This is a genomic window from Roseivivax sp. CAU 1753 (assembly GCF_054482575.1).
The window spans coordinates 1-17,169 of the sequence record NZ_JBTLRF010000005.1; the positions used below are offsets into that span (position 1 = coordinate 1).

The following is a 17,169-nucleotide window of genomic DNA, read 5'->3' on the forward strand; positions in this document are numbered from 1 at the left end:
GGTCTGAAGGGCGTTGCCGAGATTGTTCTGGGTCATGGCCCAGTCCAGCGGCACGCGGTCGCGGGTGCGTTCCTGCAAGGCGTCGCGATAGGCGATGACGGCCTCCTCCAGCCGCGCCGTGCCGCTTTCGCGCGCGCCAAGGGTCCGAAGGGCGTTGCCGAGATTGTTCTGGGTCCCGGCCCAGTCCAGCGGCACGCGGTCGCGGGTGACTTCCTGCAGGGCGTCGCGATAGGCGGTGACGGCCTCCTCCAGCCGCGCCGTGCCGCTTTCGCGCGCGCCAAGGGTCTGAAGGGCGATGCCCAGATCGTTCTGGGTCGCCCCCTTCTGATCCGCGTCTTTCGCCTGCAAAAGCTGGCTTCGGGCCAGCGCGATCGACACTTCCAGATCAAAGCGCAACCCTTTGTCGCGCCCGGCCACGTACCACGCGTCCTGCGCCTTGCGCAGGGCAGCGAAGCGGGCGGCCGGATCCGGGGTTTCGCGCGCGATTTTTTCCGTTACCAGTTCCGCTGCCCCGGACACATCGCGTGCCAGAACCGCCTGATCGACCGACCGGTCGAGGACGGCCAGGTAGGCGGCGGCGCGCCGTTGCTCATCGTCGCGCATCTCTGCGCGCGCCCGCGACAGGGCGGCCACGCCTGCCTCGATGTCGCCTGCGTCGTTCAGCCGGTCAACCTCGGCCATGATCGCGCCGATCTCGGCGTCAAGGTTGCCGCCCGGCGCGCGGGTGGCCGCGATGTCAAGCGCGTGTTCCAGGCCGCGCATGGCGCTGTCGAAGTCATCGGGGCTGCCTTCGGCGTAACGTTCCGCCAAGGCCATGACCAGTTTTTCACGCTCTTTGAGCATTTTGCGCGCAGGACTATCGGACCCTTGCGCGTCGATGGCGGCCAGCATGCGCGCTTCCATCGCCGAAAGGTCGGTCTTGGTGGCCGTCGTCTGGCGCAGCGTCAGAACTTCAGCCTGCACATCGGCCAGCCGGACGTCGCGGAGTTCGGTCCTGAAATCCGGGCTCTTTTCGCAGGCCTGCATCGCCGCGTCGAGGGCAAGGCGCACCGCCATCCGGTCCGCCGGGCTGTCGCCGTCGAAGGCCACGCGCGCCACCAGCAGCGCGGCCATGGCCTCTGCCGTGTCTTGCGCGCGGCTGGTCGCGATGAGGTCATCGCGTGACAGCGCCGAGGCGTCGATGGCAAGCAGGGCCTCCACCCGCGTCAGGTTCATGTCGCGGAAGTCTCCGGAGGTTTCGAGCGCTGCCATCGCAGCAGCCTTGCCGCGCGTGCAGGCCCGGTCGACGCTGCCCAATCGTTCGGACAGCGCAATCGCCATCAGCCCAAGCGCGCCGGTCGCGGCAAGGCTGGCCCCCGCCGGATCGCCAAGCGCCACCGCGATGGCCCCGACACAGGTGGCACCCGCCTGCGTGCCGACTTTCTCGATTGTACTCACGCCGCCCCCGAACACCTGACTTATCCGCAGGTTAGGCGGCGCAGGGGGGCATGGCAACCGGCGCGCGGGGCAGGCGGCCCGGTAAGGCCCCGGATCGTGTCCGGGGCAGGGGGGAAGGGCCGGTGAGGCCGGGTCTACAGCCCCAGCTTCGCCGCCACGATCTCGTTCACGGCCTTGGGGTTGGCCTTGCCGCCGGTGGCCTTCATCACCTGGCCCACGAACCAGCCCGCGAGCTTGGGGTTGGCCTTGGCCTTCTCGACCTGCGCGGGATTGTCGGCGATCACCGCGTCCACCGCGGCCTCGATGGCGCCGGTGTCGGTGACCTGCTTCAGCCCCTTTTCCTCGACGATCTGCGCCGGATTGCCGCCCTCGGTATAGACGATCTCGAAGACGTCCTTGGCGATCTTGCCCGAAATGTCGCCCTTGTGGATCAGCGCCACCAGTTCGGCCAGTTGCGCGGGCGACACGGGGCTGTCCTCGATGCCGCATTCGTCCTTTTTCAGCCGGCCGAACAGCTCGTTGATGACCCAGTTCGCCGCCATCTTGCCGTCGCCCGCATCGGCCACGACCGCTTCGAAATAGACCGCGTTGGCCAGATCCGCCGTCAGCACCGAGGCGTCGTATTCCGACAGGCCGAAGTCCTTGACAAAGCGCGCCTTCTTGGCGTCGGGCAGTTCCGGCAGGCGGGCCGCGATGTCATCGACCCAGGCCTGCTCGATCTCCAGCGGCAAGAGGTCGGGATCGGGGAAGTAGCGGTAGTCATGCGCCTCCTCCTTGGACCGCATCGAGCGGGTCTCGCCCTTGTCGGCATCGTAAAGCCGCGTCTCCTGGGTGATCTCTCCGCCCGCTTCCAGAATGCCGATCTGGCGGCGCGCCTCATAGTCGATGGCGGCCTGGATGAAGCGCATGGAGTTCATGTTCTTGATTTCGCAGCGCGTGCCCAGATGCGAAAAATCTTGTGTTTCCATGTACTTCTCATGCGCGCCCGGGCGGCAGACCGACACGTTCACATCCGCCCGCAGGTTGCCGTTCTGCATGTTGCCGTCGCAGGTGCCGAGGTAGCGCAGGATCTGGCGCAGCTTGACCACATAGGCCGCCGCTTCCTCGGGGCCGCGAATGTCGGGGCGCGAAACGATCTCCATCAGCGCGACGCCGGTGCGGTTCAGATCGACGAAGGACATCGCCGGGTCCATGTCATGGATCGACTTGCCCGCGTCCTGTTCCATGTGGATGCGCTCGATCCGGACGCGGCGGGCGATGCCCGGCTCGATGTCGACGATCACTTCGCCTTCGCCCACAAGCGGATGATAAAGCTGCGAAATCTGGTAACCCTGCGGCAGGTCCGGGTAGAAATAGTTCTTCCGGTCAAAGGCCGAGCGCAGGTTGATCTGCGCGTTCAGACCCAGCCCCGTGCGCACCGCCTGCTCGACGCAGAACTCGTTGATGACGGGCAGCATCCCGGGCATCGCCGCATCGACGAAGGCGACGTTGGAGTTGGGCTCCGCGCCGAATTGGGTCGAGGCGCCGGAAAACAGCTTCGATTTCGAGGCCACCTGCGCGTGCACCTCCATGCCGATCACCAGTTCCCAGTCGTGCTTTGCTCCGGCGATAACCTTGGGCTTCGGGGCCTCAAACGTGAGATCGAGCATGCCTGCGTCCTTTTCCACTCGGGTCGGGGCCGGGTTTAGGCGAGCACCGCAGGCGGGGCAAGAGGGGCGCTGCATCCGGCCCATTGCGCGCCCCGTCGCGCGCCCCGCGCCCCCGCCCGTCTGCGGCCCATCTGCGGCCCGACTGCGGCCCGTCTGCGGATTGCCGCCCATTGCGGCCCTTCGAACGACGACAGGCTTGCGCCGCAGCGCGGCCTCGGGCAATTCTCCGCCCCATGCTCGCTCGGTTCTGCCTCACGGCGCTTTGCGTCCTCGCGTCTCCGCTCGCGGCGGAGCAAACAGCCGTCTTTGCGCCGCCTCTCGCCGCAAAGCAAAAGGCCGTCTTCGCATCGCCCCTCGCCGCCGAGCAAACGCCTCTCGATGCAGTGTACCCGGTGGCGCGGTCCCTGCCGCTCGATACCTTCCCGAACGATACCCCTCAGGCGGTGGCGACATCGCTGCGCCCCGTCGCCCGCGAACCGCTGCCGCCCGCGCGCTGGGGCACCTCGGGGCGCTCGGCGATCTGGACCCGGTCGGCGCTGTCGGCGCTGCGGGGTCACGCCGACGATCTGCCCGAGATGGTGCCCGCCGACATCCAGGACTGGTGCCCGGCCTATCCCGACGCCAAGCGCGCCGAGCGTGAAGCCTTCTGGGTCGGGCTGGTCTCGTCGCTGGCAAAGCACGAAAGCACCTACCGCCCGCGCGTCGTCGGTGGCGGCGGGCGTTGGTACGGGCTGTTGCAGATCCTGCCCTCGACCGCGCGGCTTTACAGCTGCCGGGCGGGCACCGGCGAGGCGCTCATGCACGGGCCCGCCAACCTGTCGTGTGGATTGCGCATCATGGCGCGCACCGTGGCGCGCGACGGCGTTGTCAGCCGGGGCATGCGCGGGGTCGCCGCCGATTGGGGGCCGTTCCATTCGCGCAAGAAACGCAACGACATGATGGCCTGGTCCCGCAAGCAGAGCTATTGCAAGCCGCTGATCGCCACCCGCCCGAAAGAGCGCCCCCGCAATCTGACCTGAGTGCACAGAACGCTCAGAACGCTCAGAACGCCCGAATGCACAGAATCCACCGAACCCGCAGACACCACCGAACCCGCAGACCCCGCCGCCCGTTCGCCGGGGCCTGACGCATCATGGCTCAGGTCGCTTTCAGCGCCTTCAGCCAGGACGGACGCCGCGAATTGTCCAAGAGCGACACCGCCGGCGCGCGCGGACCCCCCAGGGCCAGCGTGGCGCGGCGCAGCATGTCGATGCCGGCTTCGGATTTCTGTGGCAGCGCCGCCGCCGAGATCGGCTCTCCGATGGTGACGCGGTAGGGCTGGCGCGCCTTGTTTAGCGTCTCGTGGAACAGCGTGATGTCCCGCAGTGTCGGGTGGATCAGGTCGAACATGTAGAACAGCACCGAATTGCGCGCCCGGATGTTCAGCGGAATAACCGGCAGTTCGAACTTGCGTGCCAGCATCGCCGCCGAGGGCATCCATTCGCGCTCGTGCAGCGACAGCCCGCGCCGCTGCGCCAGCCGTCCGGACGGAAAGATGATCCCCAGCCGCCCGTCCGTCACCGCCTGCCGGGTATAGGCCATGGTCTCGCGCGTCTTGCCGTGGCTGCGCCGTTCCTTGCGCCACTCGACCGGTGCGATCATGTCCTCCATCTGCGGCATGACCCGCAGGATGTCGTGGTTCGCGAAGACATAAAGATCGGGGCGGATGGTGTGCAGCAGGTGAAACAGGATGATCCCGTCGGCGATGCCGGTGGGATGGTTCGCCACCAGAAGCGCCGGTCCGTTGCGCGGAATATGGCCAAGGCCCGTCACCTCGACGTCGCGGGCCAGCATGTCGCCCAGGATGGTCATGAACTCTGCCGAAGGCATGTCCTTGAACTGGTCCGCCAGCGCCAGCGTCTTGCGATAGCCCAGCAACAGGTTCAGGATCCGCCGGGCATGGCGGGTGCCAAGTCGGTCGCTGAACAGCCACGGCGCGCGCTCTGCGATCAGGGGGTCGATGCGGTCCTTCATGGCACCCGGTATCCCGTGTCCTCGGTCACGTTATCTTCCCATCGCATGCCATTCGCGTGAAGGGAAGGTCTGAGCTGCGACGCGAACCGGCGCATCCTTGCCGAACGTTCCAGTCAAGTGCGCCCTGTCAAATGCGCACATTTTCAATCTCAACGCGCCAGACGCGGTCCGGTTCCCGAAAAATCGGCGATCCCCGTCCGGTCGTCAAGCCGCGGCCCTGCAATTTTTGCAGGCTGTGTCCCGGGTTACGGGGCGGGGGCAGCGCCGCCCGCCCCCGCAACCCCCGCGCCGCAGCAGGCACCGTGCGGTCCACTGCCCCCGCTCCGATCCGGCCCCCGAGTTGCCCGGACCCGCCCGGACCGGCCGAAGACTTCGCCCAGACTCCTTGCCAGGCTCTTGGCCAGACCCCAGCCCCAATCCGGGCCAGACTCCGACCTGCTCAACCCGCCAGCAGCCGCGTGATCATTTCGGTCGTGTCGCGGCTCAGACCCGGCTGATCGGCAATCCGTCGCATCGCCGCGCGCATTTTGTCGCGGCGGTCCGCGTCATAGCGCGTCCAGGTCTGGAACGGCGCACACATGCGCGCGGTCGTCTGCGGGTTCATGCGATCAAGCTGGATCAGCCAGTCCGCCAGGAAATCGTAGCCCTTGCCATCGGCGCGGTGGAACCCTGCGTGGTTCATCGCAAAGGCCCCCAGCACCGCCCGGAACCGGTTGGGGTTCTTCAGATCGAACAGCGGATGCGCGGTCAGCGCCTCGGCCCGGGGCAGGGCGTTCCGGGGTGCGGTGGCGGCGATCTGCAATCCGAACCACTTGTCCATGACCAGCCGGTCGTGCTGCCATTGCGCCGCGAAGTCGGCCAGCGCCTCGGCGTCCTTCCCGGCCTTCACGAGGCAGCCCAAGGCCGCCAGCTGCAACGTCATGTTGTCGGCCCCGGCGAACTGCGCCTCTGCGGTGCGCCCGCCATCGAGCCGGGTCTGCATGCCCAGGACCGCCGCGCCGAGCGACCGCTTGCCCACCTGTTCGGCATCGGGCGCATAGGGCCCGGAGACGGTGCAGGCGCGGGCCAGCGCATCGAGCATCGGCGCCAGCGCCTCGGCCTTGGCCCGGGCCAGCGCCTCGGTCGCGGCAAAGATCGCGTCCGGGTCGGGGGTGGTGCCGCGCTCGTGCAGCACCTGCGCCAGTTCGGACTGGGTCGGGGCCGCCAGCATCAGCGCCCGGAACGCCGGGTCCAGCGTGTCGTCGCGCAACACTGCCCGGACGCCGTCGATATAGGCGGCATCCGGCGCGGCGCCCTGGGTGATCTGGGCGACTAGGCTTTCGCGCGCCAGTTGCCGCCCGGCCTCCCAGCGGTTGAACGGATCGGTGTCATGGGCCAGCAGGAAGGCGCGCTCTTCGCGGCTGGTCTCGCGGTCCAGCACGACCGGCGCCGAAAACCCGCGCAGGATCGAGGGGACGGGCCGGTCCGCCAGACCCTCGAAGGTGAAGCTCTGGGCTTGCTCGGTCATCTCCAGCAGGGTGGTCGCGACCACCTCGTCGCCGTTGGCGTTCAGCAGGCCCACCGCGATCGGCAGCACCTGCGGGGACTTCCGGTCCTGACCCGGGGTCGGCGGGATGTGCTGTCGGAAGCTCAGCGTATAGGTGCCGCCACCCGCGGAACCCGCGCCACCCGCGCCCGGTGTCCAGGTCTCTTCCACCGACAGCCGCGGCGTGCCCGCCTGTGAATACCACAGCTTGAACTGCGTCAGGTCGCGCCCCGTCACATCCTCGAACACCCGCAGCCAGTCCTCGATGGTGCAGGCCTGCCCGTCATGGCGGTCGAAATATAGCGCCAGCGCCTTGGCATAGGCCGCGTCCCCCACCAGCCGCTTGAGCATGCCGATCACCTCGGCGCCCTTTTCATAGATCGTGGCGGTGTAGAAATTGTTGATCTCCTGGAAACTCTCGGGCCGCACCGGGTGCGCCAGCGGCCCCTGGTCCTCGGGGAACTGCCGCGCGCGCAGGTCGATCACGTCCGAGATCCGCTTCACCGGGGCGGACCGCATGTCCGCGGTGAACTGGCTGTCGCGAAACACCGTCAGCCCCTCTTTCAGGCACAGCTGGAACCAGTCGCGGCAGGTAATCCGGTTGCCGGTCCAGTTATGGAAATACTCATGCGCGATGATCGCCTCGATGCGCTCGAAATTGGCATCCGTCGCGGTCTCGGGGCTGGCCAGCACCGCCGAGGAGTTGAACACGTTCAGCCCCTTGTTCTCCATCGCGCCCATGTTGAAATCGTCCACCGCGACGATGTTGAACACGTCGAGATCGTATTCCCGTCCGTAGACCTCCTCGTCCCAGCGCATGGATTTCTTCAGCGCCTCCATGCCGAAGGCGCATTTGCCCTCGTCGCCGTGCCGCACCCAGAGGTTGAGGTCCACATCGCGTCCCGACGCGGTGGTGAAATGATCCGAATGCGCCACCAGATCGCCCGCCACCAGCGCGAACAGATAGGCCGGTTTCGGCCAGGGGTCGTGCCACTCGGCCCAGCCGTCGCCCGCGCTTTGCGGGTTGCCGTTGGACAAGAGCACCGGCAGATCGCCCTCGATCCGCACCGTGAAGACGCTCATCACGTCGGGCCGGTCCGGGTAGAAAGTGATCTTGCGAAACCCCTCGGCCTCGCATTGGGTGCAGTACATGCCGTTCGACATGTAGAGCCCCTCGAGCGCGGTATTGTCCGCCGGTGCGATCTCGACCTCGGCCTCCCAGAGGAAGGGCGCGTCGGGCACCTCGCAGACCAGTCCTTCCGCCGTCACCTCGGGCGAGACCCGGGCCCCGTCGATGCGCGCCGAGATCAGCGTCAGATCCTCGCCATGCAGGAAAAACCGCCGCTCCGGCGCGTCCGGATCGGGCGCAAACCGGATGCGGCTGGTCACGCGCGTGGCCTTGGGGTCCAGTTTGAAACTCAGATGCACCTCTTCGACCCGGTAGCCGAAGGGCTTGTAATCCTTGAGGTAAACGGTCTGCGGGCTGTTGTCTGTCACGCCTCGACACTCCTGTTTTGATCGCGCCACCGACTGCAAACCAAAATGTCGCAGGAACCGCCAGCTTTGTCCGCGTGTTAATCCCTCGAACCCAAAGGAGCAATCGGCCCCGCGGGACACGCACAGATGTTACAGATAACAAGGAAGTCCAAGATGTCCGCACCCGACACCAACGTGAAGATCCAAGAGAAAAAGCACGCCCCGTCGCTCTTTGGCATCAAGGCCAGCATCGTCTACGGGGTCGGACTTCTGACGCTGTTCGCGATCTACGTGGTGGTCACCTCGGGCAATGACGAAGCGGGCGTTGCCGGTGACGACAGCGCGGGCTCTTCCATGGTCGAGGGCGAAACCGAGGCCAGCACCCTCGAAGGCTACGAGGCCGACACCTACGCGCCGGGCGGCAATGCCACCGGCACCGTCTCTGCCACCGGCACGGACGGCAACTGATCCCTGTGCGGGCGGGGCACCCCGCCTGCCGCAGCCTGCTCTCGTCGTCACGTGAGGCCCGCAATGGCCAGAATGCGCAAGAAATCCGATCTGCCGACCAAGCTTTGCGCCACGTGCGGCAAGCCGTTCACATGGCGTCACAAATGGGCCGATGTCTGGGACGCCGTGCGCTACTGCTCGGACCGCTGCCGCCGCGCGCGCCCCTGACCTTTGGCGCGGCCTAGCGTGTCACCGGCCCACAAGCGCCCCGGCGCCTACAGTTCTCGCGCCCAGAACTGCATGTCGTGCTGCGTCTCGGTGTCCTGGTCCACATCCTTCCATCGGAACGACGCCACCACCCCCGGCAGCGGCACATAGCCGCGCTGACGCCAGAAGGCGGTGTGCGACCGGTAATCGGCGGGCCGCAGCGGATGCGTCTCGGGGCGCAGCACGCTGCAGAAACACGACTGCGTGCGCCCCAGCGCCCGGGCATGCTCCTCTCGCATGTCGAAGAACAGATGCCCGATCCGCTGGCCCCGGTACTCCGGCAACAACAGCGATTCCGCGCAGTAGAACATCGTCGACAGGTCATGGCCGGTATTGGCAAAGGCCGCCGCGAAGGCCTCGGCATGGTCCTCCATCGGCGTGCCGGTCGCGGCCCCGACAAGCCGGTCACCGTCATAGGCGCCGATCACGACGGCATCGCGACTGTCGATATAGGGTTGCAGATACGCGCGCTCATAGGCCGCGTCGCCGTCATAGAGATAGGGGAATTCCCGAAACAGCGCGATCCGCAGCGCCGCCACCCCGTCAAGCGCCGCCGCCCGGGCGTCGCCCTGAACCGTCCGCACCCGCATCACGACACCTGCCTGATCCAGTCCGACAGGTTGTAATAGGTCACCACGCGGCTGATCTTGCCGCCCTCGAGCGAAAAGAACGCCCCCGCGGGCAGCCGGTAGGTCTGGCCCCGCGCATCGGGCAGGCCCGCATCGGTATGCAGATAGGTGCCGTTGACCATGAATTCCGCCGCCGCCCGGCTGCCACCCTCGGCTTCGAACAACACCATCTCGGTCAGCTTTTCGTCATAACAGCGCGCCATGTGGTCGCAGAACGCGCGAAACCGCGCCTTGCCGATGCGCACCGCACCCTCGTTGACGTAATGCGCGACCTCGTCCGTCAGGCAATCCAGCATCGCGTCGATGTCGCCGCGGTTGAAGGCGTCGTAATAGCGGGTCAGGGTGGACTGGCTCACGGTGTGCCCCATTTCTGTGTCATGTGGTTGCGGATCTGGTCGCGGGTCTGTCGATAGGCCTCGAGCTTGACCTCCCGCGTCTCGCCGATCCCGGTGGGATCGAGCACCGGCCAGTATTCCACCGTCAGGTTGAACAGCCGCGTCAGGTCCAGCGCCTGCCGGTTCGCCGCGCTCGACATCGCCACGATCAGGTCGAACCCCGACAGCGCCTCGCCCATCGCCTCCAGTTCCTCGAAGGTGCGGGTGGTGTGGCGCGACAGCTCGACGCCGAGTTCCTGGCAGACCGCGATGGCAAAGCCGTCCACGTCCAGATCGCTCAGCACGCCCACCGACTGCACATAGGTGCCGGTGCCATAAAGCTGCTTCATCAGCCCCTCGGCCATGGGGGACCGAACGGCGTTGTGGTCGCAGCAGAACAGCACCGATCGCGGCAACGATTCAGGCAAGTCAGCCTCCGGGTTGCAGGACGCAGACCAACGTGAACAGGCGCCGCGCGGTGTCGTCGTCGATCCGGGCCTTGTTCTCAAGCCGGTCCTGCAAGATCCGCGCGCCTTCGTTGTGAATGCCGCGCCGGGCCATGTCGATGGTCTCGATCTGGCTGGGCGGCAGCGATTTCACCGCGTCGAAATAGCTTTTGCAGATCTGGAAGTAGTCCTTGACCACCTGCCGGAAGGGCGACAGCGACAGATGGAACTCCGCCGCGTCCTTGCCGCTTTCGGTCTTCACGTCGAACACCAGCCGCTTGTCGCGGATCGCCAGCGCCAGAACATAGGGGCCCTTGGGCGGGTCGATATCGTCACGGCGGGGCAGCACGAAGGTGTTCTGCTCCATCAGGTCGAACATCGCCACCCGTCGCTCCTGCTCGATCTCGGGCGTCGGCGGCGGCAGGTTCGCGTCATCCAGCGCGATCTTGGAAATATGGCTCATGGTCGGAGCACCCGGGTCATTTGCAGCAAGCCGTAACGCCAAAGATCAGGCCGGGCAATGCCGGGCGAAACGGTTCTACGGACCACGGGGTTTCTTGCCGGGCATTGGCGCGCTTCGACAACACTTTGACCCCTATCCGCCCGGCAGGACCGCGCGCCCCGCATGCGCCCGCGATCGTGCAAACCTGCTAACCGGCGGAAATATTATCCTGTTCCCATTCGCCGAAAGTTTTGCCGCTGTTTGGCAGGTGCCACTCGATGCGCCCGTTTGCAGGTCTGCCGTTCAACACGGAAGCGGCGGCAGAGGGTGAGTTGAAGGCGTAGTCTTCCTGAAAGATCGCATGCGTGTCCGTCGGTCGCATTACACCTGTTCGCAACAGTTTTTCGTGAAGGCGCTGGTAACCGACATCGTGGTCGCCCTTGCCAGCCCAACTGCGTCTCGCCGTGGATCCGGTCAAAACCACGAAGTTCGAGCCGACCAGCTTTGCCTTCCCTACTACCCCGTTCCTTGGGGTCGACAGGTGGAAGATGATTGCTGGGTCTTCGTCGAATTTTATTTCGGGTGCAGGCTTGCGACCACTTTGGAAGACAGACACGCCCAACGCTGGCAATATCATCAGAATTGTATCTAAGAAGCTTTCCATATTCGCCACCGCCGCGCGGTTGAGTGACGACCTTGGCGGAATGTTCCCGTTCTCGAGTTCCGCCGCGCCAGCGTTTTTTGCCTCTTCCACCAGTCGGCTTTCCAAGTATTTCACGTGGGCTTTGTGAAGGGCGTCGGAAGACGTCGTGATCAATGTTGCCGTCTGCCACCATTCTTTCGCCGCGTCGTGATCGCGAATCCGTTTTCCTACGCTTTCCGCTTCTCCAATATAGAGTTTTTCCCGGTCGTCGCTATATCCCAACAACAGGTATACGCCTGTATGGCCTGTCTCCGGCAAGCCGAGGCCGGTTTTCATCCGAAGTCGTGGCAAGCGAATGATGTGTCCGGTCCATCCAAATACCTCAGCGGTCAACAATCCCTCCGGATCTCCGTCCACGAAGAACAATTCGAGCGATTTTCCAGGTTGAGGGCTCATCTGTTCAGCGTCTCCAGCCGGGCGGTCACCGACAGCCCGTGCGCCTCGAGGCTTTCGGATGCGGCCAGCCGTTCTGCGGCGGGGCCAATGGCGCGCAGGCTGTCCGGGGTCATCCGCGCCAGCGTCGTGCGCTTGACGAAATCCATCACCGACAGCCCCGACGAAAACCGCGCCGATCGGGCCGTTGGCAGCACATGGTTCGGCCCGCCGACGTAATCGCCGATCGCCTCGGGGGTCCAGTGCCCCAGAAAGATCGCACCCGCATGGGTGATCTGCCGCGACAGCGCGTCGGGGTCCGCAACGCACAGTTCCAGATGCTCGGGCGCGATCCGGTTCGACAGGCGCGCCGCCGCGTCAAGGCTGTCGACGACGATCACCGCGCCATAGTCGCGCCAGGACGCGCCCGCCACCGCGCGCCGCGCCAGCGTCTTCAGCCGCGCATCGACCGCGTCCGCGACCGCCTTGCCGAAATCGGCGTCGGTGGTGATCAGGATGCTTTGCGCGCTTTCGTCATGCTCGGCCTGGCTCAGCAGGTCGAGCGCGATCCAGTCCGGGTCGGTGTCGCCATCGGCGATCACCAGGATCTCGGACGGCCCGGCGATCATGTCGATGCCCACACGCCCGAACACCCGGCGCTTGGCGGCGGCGACGAAGGCGTTGCCCGGCCCGGTGATCTTGTCGACGGCGGGGATCGTCTCGGTGCCGTAGGCCAGCGCCGCGATCGCCTGCGCGCCGCCGATGCGGTAGATCTCGTCGACACCCGCCAGCCGGGCCGCCAGCAAGACCAGCGGGTTGACGATACCGTCGGGCGTCGGCACCGTGATCGCCAGCCGGTCGACGCCCGCCACCTTCGCGGGCACCGCGTTCATCAGCACCGACGACGGATAGGACGCGATGCCGCCCGGCACGTAAAGTCCCGCCGCCGACACCGGCGTCCAGCGCCAGCCCAACTCGGCCCCGGTCTCGTCGGTCCAATGCGCATCCTCGGGCAATTGGCGTTGGTGATAGGCCCGGATGCGCGCCGCCGCCAATTCCAGCGCGGCACGATCCTCGGGGCCGACCTTGGCGATCTCGGCATCGACCTCGGCGCGCGACACCGCCAGCCGGTCCGCGGTCAGCACCAGCCGGTCGAAGGTCGCGGTATATTCGAGCAGGGCGGCATCGCCGCGCGCCCGCACATCCGCGATGATCGCCGCGACGGTATCGTCGACATCGGGGCTGTCCTCGCGCTTGGCGGTCAGAAGCGCGCCGAACGCGGCCTCGAAACCGTCATCGCGCATGTTCAGAAAGACGGGCATGGGGGCGACCTTTCGTTGATCCTGACCGGCGTTCTAGCCGGATCGACGCGCGGCGCAACCGGGGCAGGGGGCCGCACCGCCCGGCGCATGGGCCAGCTCGGGGCAGGGGCGCGCCGTCCTCTGCCCCCGTCATGCGCGACGGGCCGCCGCCTTACTTCGGATGCGCCGGTCGCTTGCCCGAGGGGGCCAGGTAGGGCCGGGTTACATCCTTGACGCGCAGTTCCAGCGCCTCAACCTCGGCCCGGATCGCGCCGTCGCCCGCCAGCGTGATCTCCACATGGCCGCCGACCTCCGCCCCGGGCGTAAAGGTGATCGCAAGGATCTGCAGAACCGTGTCGGCATCGCCGCGCGTGACCCCCTGGGTGGCGACGCGGTCGACGTTTTCCACCATCAGCAGCGATTGCACCCGCTCGACCTCGGCGCGGCGGTCCTCGCGGCGCAGCCGGTTCACCAACAGCGCCAGCCGCCGGTCCCGTCGGGAAAAGGTGATTTCGGTCGCGGGCAAGACCGCGTCCTGCACCAGCGCCGACAGCACCGCCAGATCGTCCGGATCCATCGCGCCCAGGTTCAGCGGACGGGAATCGGCATCCTCGAATCGTGCATCCTGGCTCATGTTTCCTTGATCCTTTCGATCTTCGCGCCGACGCCCGACAGCTTGGCCACCACATGCTCATAGCCGCGATCGAGGTGATAGACCCGGTTGATATGGGTCTCGCCCTCGGCGGCAAGCCCCGCCAGGATCAGCGAAACGCTGGCGCGCAGGTCGGTCGCCATGACCGGTGCGCCTTTCAGCTTCTCGACCCCGGTGACCCTCGCGGTGCCGCCATGCACGTCGATATGGGCCCCCATCCGGATCAGTTCCGGCGCATGCATGAAGCGGTTCTCGAAGATCCGCTCTTCCAGCACGCTGGTGCCCTCGGCGGTGCAGAGCAGCGCCATCATCTGCGCCTGCAGGTCCGTCGGAAAGCCCGGGAAGGGGGCGGTGGTGACATCGACGGCGCGCACGCGCCCGTTCTTGCGCGCCACTTTCAGACCCTTCTCGGTCTCTTCGACCGCCACCCCCGCCGCATCGAGCCGTTCGCAGAAGGCCTCGACCAGGCGCATCTCGCCGCCCAGACACTCGACCTCGCCGCCGCAGATCGCCGGGGCCAGCATGTAGGTGCCCAGCTCGATCCGGTCGGTGACGACGCGGTGCGTGGCCCCGCCCAGCCGGTCGACGCCCTGGATGGTGATGGTCTCGGTGCCATCGCCGTCGATCTGCGCCCCCATGCGGCGCAGGCAATCGGCCAGGTCCACGATCTCGGGCTCGCGCGCGGCGTTCTTCAAAACGGTTGTGCCCTTGGCCAGCGTCGCGGCCATCAGCGCGTTCTCGGTGGCACCCACCGACACCAGCGGGAACTCGACGATGCCGCCCTTCAGCCCGCCCGGGGCCTTGGCGTGCACGTAGCCGTCGCGCAACTCCAGCTCGGCCCCCATCGCCTCCAGCGCGCGCAGATGCAGATCGACAGGCCGCGCCCCGATGGCGCAGCCGCCGGGCAGCGACACTACCGCGTGGCCGTCGCGCGCCAGCATCGGCCCCAGTACCAGGATCGAGGCGCGCATCTTGCGGACGATGTCGTAATCGGCCTTGTGGTTGTTGATGTCATGGCTCGACAGCGCCAGCACATGGCCATCCTGCAGCGACGACACCTCGGCCCCCAGCGACTGCAACAGCGCCGTCATGGTGCGGATATCCGACAGCCTCGGCGCGTTGGTCAGCGTCAGCGGCTCTTCCGACAACAGCGTCGCGGGCATCAGGGTGAGGCACGCATTCTTGGCCCCGGCGATGGGAATCTGGCCCGAAAGCGGGCCACCTCCGGTGACGACGATGGAATCCATGCTCTCAATCCTTGTCCTTGTCCGCGTCTTCCTCGACCCCGTCGCGCGCCCTGGCCTGGCGCTTGCGGCGCGCCAGATTGGCCTTGAGCGCGGCTTTCAGCCGGTCTTCGCGGCCTGCATCGCGGGGTTTCGGAGATGTGCGTTTCTGCTCCATCCCCGCTCTCTAGCGCAGCGGGCAAAAAGGGTCCAGATAAGTGCTTGCGCCGCCGGTTTTTTGCCAGTAGAGACCCGCCACGTCGCGCACCACGGCGACCCGGCGCTGCTGTAGCTCAGAGGTAGAGCACTCCCTTGGTAAGGGAGAGGTCGAGAGTTCAATTCTCTCCAGCAGCACCACCATACGGCTTTTCGACCGGAAATCAGCACAGGCCACGATGACCGGTCTCGACAGACGCCCGCGCCGCTGGCGCAGGCTCGTGTCACATCTCGGACAAGCAAACGCGTCCGCCGGTTCAGTGCGCAGGCTGTTGTTTTGGGGTCGAAGCCCTAGCGCACCCGCTCCCAGTCCTCGCCCCAGGTCAGCTTTTCGCAGTCGACGCCGCCGAAATCCTCCGTCCAGCCGTGTACGTATGCGTCCGTGACAGAGATCATTGCCGCGTCGCCGCCGCGGAAGAACGCGGCCGTTATGCCGACATCGTCGTTTTCGGAATCGACCGCCCAAAAGCCGCCCACCGCGATCCCGGCGAAGACGCCTGCGCCAAACTGATAGCCGTTGGACTCGCCCGCGACATCGTCGATCGTGCCGGTGAATCCGCTCAGTTCCCAGCCCACGGACGCGCCAAAGGTAAAGCCGGCGATGAACACGGATTGCGAAATCTTGTGGCATACATACCCGTCCTCGGCGTCGTTCTCGACCATGGAAAAGCCCCATGCCGTGCCGGCGCCAGCGACGAACGAGCCTTCGATGGTGCGCGTCAGGGTGATGGTATCGAGGCCGGATTCGGCCTCTTTCTCGGTCTCGATCTGGTCCTTCATCAGCTGGATGCGGTCGCGGTCGGCTTCGGACTGCCCGGTGACGACGACCGGGACACGGGCGTCGCCCCCGTCGCGCTCGCTGAACGACTTCAGCGTCGCGGCCAGCCGTTGTTCCGCGCCCGAGAACCTTTTTAACAACTCCTCGGCGCGCGCCTTCGCGGCGGCGTCTTCGGTTGTCGTGACACGGGTGCATGCCTGAAACTTCGAGGGGTCCTCGCCGATGTTCAGATTGCGGCCATACCCATCGGGGCAGGTATAGCAACTCTTGGTCAGACCGTGCCGCCAGGACGCGCCCGGGCAGCCTTTCCATCCCTTGCCGGCGACCAGTTCCGCCGCGACAGTCGTGGCTTTGATGTGCTTGGAACAGGCCCTGTCGTCATCGACGGCGCGCAGGTTTCGCCCATAGCCATCCGGGCACTGGTAGCAGCCGAGCAGCGGGTCGCGCTTGTACCCGCTGGCGCATTTTTTCAAGATCGGCGTCTTCTTGATGGTGGCGGGCGCGTGCACCGTCCTGCCGGGCTTGGTGCACGCCTTGCCCTTGTTCACCGCGTTCAGATTACGGATCGTGCCATCCGGGCATTTCCAGCACTCGCCGCGGCCGATGTCATTGAAGGCGTCCTTGTCGATCTCCTCGCAGGACGCGATCCACTGGCCCGCAGAAAGCGCCGGCGTCGTATCGCCAAGATCAATCTTCAGATCTCTGGCAACCGCTGGTCCGGGCAGGGCAAGACCAAGCCCGAGTGCAGCGACAGCCAGGTTGGCGGCGATTCTGGCAAGATATGGCATGGCTCTGTCTCCCGTCAGCGAACATGCTCCATCGGGTGTGGGCCTGCGAGGCTATGGGACGAAAGGTGAATCTCCAAGAAAATTCTGTCTCCGGTCGATCCGGGATGCTGCGCGCCTGCAGCGAAAAGCCACCAGGCCGACCGATCCAATCGCGTGTTGCTGACACGCTCGGCGCGCCGGGTTGCTGAAGGTCCGCGTCCATCCCCCGCCCGCCGGTTCACGAATTCGGGAACCGAATGCGCGTTCCGGCATTGGGTAGATGTAAAGTAAAACTCAGGAAGGTTTCGTCATGCGCAATATCATTTACCTCGTCGGTCTCATCGTCATCGTTCTGGCCATCGTCCAGTTCGTGCTGTGACCTTGGCGCGCAGGTGAACAGCTGCGGTCCCGACCTTGTCGGCAGGTGCCTTGCCTGCGACCCGGTCGGTTGC

General features: G+C 66.2%; 17 protein-coding genes and 1 tRNA gene. 4 read left to right on the plus strand and 14 right to left on the minus strand.

Annotated elements, in window-relative coordinates:
• On the minus strand, nt 1-1,437 hold a 1,437-nt coding region (locus ACXYMN_RS11630; RefSeq protein ID WP_459013824.1), incomplete at its 3' end, for a hypothetical protein.
• Between the two features lie 134 nt (nt 1,438-1,571).
• Entirely contained in the window at nt 1,572-3,086 is a 1,515-nt protein-coding gene (gene gatB / locus ACXYMN_RS11635) for an Asp-tRNA(Asn)/Glu-tRNA(Gln) amidotransferase subunit GatB (RefSeq protein ID WP_459013825.1), read from the minus strand.
• Nucleotides 3,087-3,478: 392 nt separating this feature from the next.
• On the opposite strand from gatB, the gene ACXYMN_RS11640 reads away from it, so the two are divergent.
• The gene (locus ACXYMN_RS11640; protein WP_459013826.1) at nt 3,479-4,105 is read left to right on the plus strand and encodes a transglycosylase SLT domain-containing protein; all 627 of its coding nucleotides are present in this window, start codon (nt 3,479-3,481) and stop codon (nt 4,103-4,105) included.
• A gap of 118 nt (nt 4,106-4,223) precedes the next feature.
• On the opposite strand, the gene ACXYMN_RS11645 is transcribed toward ACXYMN_RS11640, so the two are convergent.
• Entirely contained in the window at nt 4,224-5,099 is an 876-nt protein-coding gene (locus tag ACXYMN_RS11645; RefSeq protein ID WP_459013827.1) for a lysophospholipid acyltransferase family protein, read from the minus strand.
• 439 nt (nt 5,100-5,538) lie between these two features.
• Nucleotides 5,539-8,121, minus strand: coding sequence for an aminopeptidase N (gene pepN, locus ACXYMN_RS11650; protein WP_459013828.1), 2,583 nt, complete (start codon nt 8,119-8,121; stop codon nt 5,539-5,541).
• A 153-nt stretch (nt 8,122-8,274) separates the two neighbouring features.
• Between pepN and ACXYMN_RS11655 the strand changes: the two genes are divergently transcribed.
• Nucleotides 8,275-8,568: a hypothetical protein gene (locus ACXYMN_RS11655; RefSeq protein ID WP_459013829.1), complete on the plus strand. Its 294-nt coding sequence runs from the start codon at nt 8,275-8,277 to the stop codon at nt 8,566-8,568.
• 63 nt (nt 8,569-8,631) lie between these two features.
• Complete coding sequence (locus ACXYMN_RS11660; protein WP_459013830.1) at nt 8,632-8,775, plus strand: DUF2256 domain-containing protein; 144 nt, start codon at nt 8,632-8,634, stop codon at nt 8,773-8,775.
• 47 nt (nt 8,776-8,822) lie between these two features.
• Here the strand turns inward: ACXYMN_RS11660 and ACXYMN_RS11665 are convergent, their stop codons facing one another.
• The 9 genes from ACXYMN_RS11665 to ACXYMN_RS11705 all read right to left on the minus strand — a co-directional run bounded on the left by ACXYMN_RS11665 (nt 8,823) and on the right by ACXYMN_RS11705 (nt 15,134).
• A complete protein-coding gene (locus ACXYMN_RS11665; RefSeq protein ID WP_459013831.1) occupies nt 8,823-9,404 on the minus strand; it encodes a GNAT family N-acetyltransferase in 582 nt (193 codons plus the stop codon).
• On the minus strand, nt 9,404-9,799 hold the full coding sequence (locus tag ACXYMN_RS11670; protein ID WP_459013832.1) for a ketosteroid isomerase-related protein: 396 nt from the start codon (nt 9,797-9,799) through the stop codon (nt 9,404-9,406). Before ACXYMN_RS11670 ends, ACXYMN_RS11665 begins: the two co-directional genes overlap by 1 nt.
• Nucleotides 9,796-10,245 carry an arsenate-mycothiol transferase ArsC gene (locus tag ACXYMN_RS11675; RefSeq protein WP_459013833.1) on the minus strand — a complete coding sequence of 150 codons (450 nt, stop codon included), beginning with the start codon at nt 10,243-10,245 and terminating at the stop codon, nt 9,796-9,798. The genes ACXYMN_RS11670 and ACXYMN_RS11675 overlap by 4 nt, the downstream gene beginning before the upstream one ends.
• A gap of 1 nt (nt 10,246) precedes the next feature.
• A complete protein-coding gene (locus ACXYMN_RS11680) occupies nt 10,247-10,726 on the minus strand; it encodes a UPF0262 family protein (protein WP_459013835.1) in 480 nt (159 codons plus the stop codon).
• 187 nt (nt 10,727-10,913) lie between these two features.
• On the minus strand, nt 10,914-11,804 hold the full coding sequence (locus tag ACXYMN_RS11685) for a GIY-YIG nuclease family protein (protein WP_459013836.1): 891 nt from the start codon (nt 11,802-11,804) through the stop codon (nt 10,914-10,916).
• Nucleotides 11,801-13,102, minus strand: a complete 1,302-nt coding sequence (hisD, locus tag ACXYMN_RS11690) for a histidinol dehydrogenase (RefSeq protein WP_459013837.1) — start codon at nt 13,100-13,102, stop codon at nt 11,801-11,803. Before hisD ends, ACXYMN_RS11685 begins: the two co-directional genes overlap by 4 nt.
• A gap of 151 nt (nt 13,103-13,253) precedes the next feature.
• On the minus strand, nt 13,254-13,715 hold the full coding sequence (locus ACXYMN_RS11695; protein ID WP_459013838.1) for a DUF2948 family protein: 462 nt from the start codon (nt 13,713-13,715) through the stop codon (nt 13,254-13,256).
• On the minus strand, nt 13,712-14,980 hold the full coding sequence (gene murA / locus ACXYMN_RS11700; protein ID WP_459013839.1) for a UDP-N-acetylglucosamine 1-carboxyvinyltransferase: 1,269 nt from the start codon (nt 14,978-14,980) through the stop codon (nt 13,712-13,714). The genes ACXYMN_RS11695 and murA overlap by 4 nt, the downstream gene beginning before the upstream one ends.
• 4 nt (nt 14,981-14,984) lie before the next feature.
• Nucleotides 14,985-15,134 (minus strand): hypothetical protein, encoded by a 150-nt coding sequence (locus ACXYMN_RS11705; RefSeq protein ID WP_459013840.1) that lies wholly within the window; start codon nt 15,132-15,134, stop codon nt 14,985-14,987.
• Between the two features lie 104 nt (nt 15,135-15,238).
• Here ACXYMN_RS11705 and ACXYMN_RS11710 point away from each other — a divergent pair.
• Nucleotides 15,239-15,313, plus strand: a tRNA-Thr gene (locus tag ACXYMN_RS11710).
• Between the two features lie 150 nt (nt 15,314-15,463).
• Here ACXYMN_RS11710 and ACXYMN_RS11715 read toward each other — a convergent pair.
• A complete protein-coding gene (locus ACXYMN_RS11715; protein WP_459013841.1) occupies nt 15,464-16,738 on the minus strand; it encodes a hypothetical protein in 1,275 nt (424 codons plus the stop codon).
• Nucleotides 16,739-17,169: the final 431 nt, after the last annotated feature.